This is a genomic window from Pseudoalteromonas sp. SG43-7 (genome assembly GCF_014164295.1).
In the GTDB taxonomy this organism is placed as follows: Bacteria; Pseudomonadota; Gammaproteobacteria; order Enterobacterales; family Alteromonadaceae; genus Pseudoalteromonas; species Pseudoalteromonas rhizosphaerae.
On the sequence record NZ_JACJEY010000200.1, the window covers coordinates 1 to 347 of the forward strand.

Genomic DNA, 347 nt, shown 5'->3' on the forward strand with positions numbered 1-347 from the left:
AAATATAAAAAGAGGATTTGCTGTTGCTTTAATGGGCGTTTTGGAAGGTATGACAGGTGTTTAAGTGGCTTATTTGGAGAGGTAGCAGCTTACCTTTATTAATGCGTCCTGTTTTGCAGCTTTTCTATATTATGAACTAAGCAATACAGTTGCCATTGGGCATTCACTTTCGTTTGACCGCGTAAGGTCAATTTATTCATGCCTTTGTTAACTGTAATATTCCCGAACACTGGCTCTATACAGCCAAGTCGTTTGCTGTACTGTCGTCGCCCGATTGGGCTGTCTATTTTGACCTTCATTTTGTCGATGTAGCTTAGCTTTTTACGCGATTCATCATTTTTAAACTG

1 protein-coding gene is annotated in these 347 nt (G+C 39.5%); it reads right to left on the reverse strand.

All coding sequences use genetic code 11. The features are described from left to right. Nucleotides 1-98: 98 nt before the first annotated feature. On the reverse strand, nt 99-347 hold a 249-nt coding region (locus tag H5200_RS23525; protein WP_182762904.1), incomplete at its 5' end, for a transposase.